The 2,162-nt window shown below is 67.5% G+C and carries 2 protein-coding genes; one reads left to right on the top strand and one right to left on the bottom strand.

The features are described from left to right. Nucleotides 1-26: 26 nt before the first annotated feature. Nucleotides 27-728: a phosphatase PAP2 family protein gene (locus AB4Y43_RS40285; RefSeq protein ID WP_368730280.1), complete on the bottom strand. Its 702-nt coding sequence runs from the start codon at nucleotides 726-728 to the stop codon at nucleotides 27-29. Nucleotides 729-1,014: 286 nt separating this feature from the next. Here AB4Y43_RS40285 and AB4Y43_RS40280 point away from each other — a divergent pair. Next, nucleotides 1,015-2,162: PHB depolymerase family esterase (locus AB4Y43_RS40280; protein WP_368730279.1), on the top strand; the 1,148-nt coding region annotated here is incomplete at its 3' end.

Here is a 2,162-nt window from a genome sequence, read left to right as displayed (position 1 = left end):
AACGGGGCGCCGCCCATCAGGCGGCTTCAGGCGTGGCGCTGGGCGGGCGGCGTGAGGCCGGTGCGGGTTTGCGAGACGGGCGCGACCGGCGCGCGGTTGGCGCGGTTGGCCTTCCATTTGGCACGCACGTAGGGCCGGTCGTGACCCGAAACCGTGAGCGCGATGTGCGTGACCCAGCGATGCGTCGGCACATGCACGTTGTGCAAGGCGACAGTCAGCGCCGCGAGGCTCAGCGCGACGGCCGCCGCTGAAATTCGCCGGGCTTGCGCCTGCCACCAGTAGCGCGCGAACACGAGCGCGGTGAGCGCCCCGACCACGCAGCCCGTGACAGCCTCGGAAGGCGAGTGAGCGTCGAGCACGACACGCGAGAGCGCGACTGCGAGTCCCACCGCGAGGCCTATGGTCACGCCCGTGGCGCGCACGAAGGACGGCGCGCCTTGCAGCATCAGGAAAAACGCGACGGGATAGACGGCCGTGGACAACATGGCATGGCCGCTGATCCCCGTGAAATCCAGTTCTCTTACCCCCACGCCCCAGCCGAGAAACGCGATCTTGGTGAGCGTCACCAGGCCGATGGCCAGACCGAGCACAAACACCCAGCTCGCCGCCATGCGCCACGAGTAGCCGACTATCAGCCACAGCGCGATAGCCAACGCCAGCGGCAGGGTGAGGCCGGCGCCGCCGAGGTTGGTAATCGAGTACCAAAGGTGAAGGGGCAAATCTGGCATGGTCCGCGCTGCCGGCTGTCTGAAGAGGATCCTGGGGTTGCAGGTGCTTAACCGCTACTTCATAGCGACTTAACGCGCGAGCCGCCTGGCTGGCCGACACGCGCGTGAGACACGCATCCAGTATAGCTGCCTCGCATAGACGAAGGCGTGCCTCGACGAACGAACGCGCGGACAGAACCCAGCCTGTTCGATCTGCAGCGTCATCCAAATGGTGTTATTGTGCGTTGCACAACGACGGATCGCGGCAAAACGCCACGATGTGTCGGACCCTTTTACGAGGCCATAGATGACGAAAAATCTGACGAAGCTATGGGCAGGTGGCATGCGACGTCTGCTCGCCATCCAGACCCGGGCGACCCGCGACGCCCTGAAAGGCGCGGGGATCGATGCACCCAAGCCGCAGGCAATCTGGCGCGCCGCTCAGGCCGCAGCCGAGCAGGCGGCCAGGCGCGTCACGCCGGGGCAGGCGCGCAGCGCGCCGGTGCGCGAGTCGCGCGTGGGTCCGCGTGCGGCCGCCTGGGCCGCGGGCGAATGGCGCCGCGCGGAGCACCTTGTACCGGCGAACGACCTGCATGCCGGACGTTCCCTGCCTTACGGGCTGTACCTACCGACGGCGCGCAAGACGCGGGGCATGCCGCTCGTCGTGATGCTGCACGGCTGCAAGCAGTCGATGGATTCCTTCGCCGAAGGCACCCGCATGAATCTGCTCGCCGACCGTCATGGCTTCGCGGTGGTGTATCCCGAGCAGTCGGAACGCGCGCATCCGCATCAATGCTGGCATTGGTACGACTCGCGCGACGCGGCGGGCGGCGGCGAGGCGGCATCCGTCGTTTCGCTGGTCGATGCGCTCGTCGAGGAGCATGGCTTCGACCGCTCGCGCGTCTATCTGGCCGGTTTGTCAGCGGGAGCAGGGCTCGCGATGCTGCTCGCGGTGCGCTCGCCCAGCCGTTTTGCCGCCATCGCGCTGCATTCCGGCCCCGCTTTCGGTGAGGCGCGCTCGGGCGTGACAGCGCTCGATGTGATGCGGCGCGGCGTGCACCACGATCCAGTGGCGCTCGTCGATACCCAACTGGGCGAGCGCATCCATCCGGGCATGCCCGCGATCGTCGTGCAGGGCGAGGCGGATGCCGTCGTCGCGCCCGTCAACGCGGAACAGCTCGCGCTGCAACTGCTGCGTCTGAACGGTCTTGCGGATACGCGCGGCGTGCGTCAGGGCGTCGTGTCGCGCGAGACCTTCAAGGAGGGTTATCGCGAGCAGGATTACGAGCTAGACGGCGCGAGTGTCGTGCGGTTGTGCCGCGTGGCGGACCTCGACCACGCCTGGAGCGGCGGCGATGACACCGTACCGTTCCACTCCTCGACGGGACCGGACGCGAGCACGTTGATCTGGGACTTTTTCGAGGCTCAACGCCGGGAGGCCTTCGACGAGGCCTA

The sequence above is a fragment of the Paraburkholderia sp. BR10872 genome, assembly GCF_040965835.1.
GTDB lineage: Bacteria > Pseudomonadota > Gammaproteobacteria > Burkholderiales > Burkholderiaceae > Paraburkholderia > Paraburkholderia nodosa_A.
The sequence above is the reverse complement of the archived record's forward strand: the minus strand, read 5'-3'. Positions and strand labels throughout refer to the sequence as shown.

What these genes read in the sequence shown, in the direction of transcription:
- AB4Y43_RS40285 (WP_368730280.1), bottom strand. Translation starts at nt 728, where the DNA reads ATGCCAGATTTGCCCCTTCACCTTTGGTACTCGATTACCAACCTCGGC.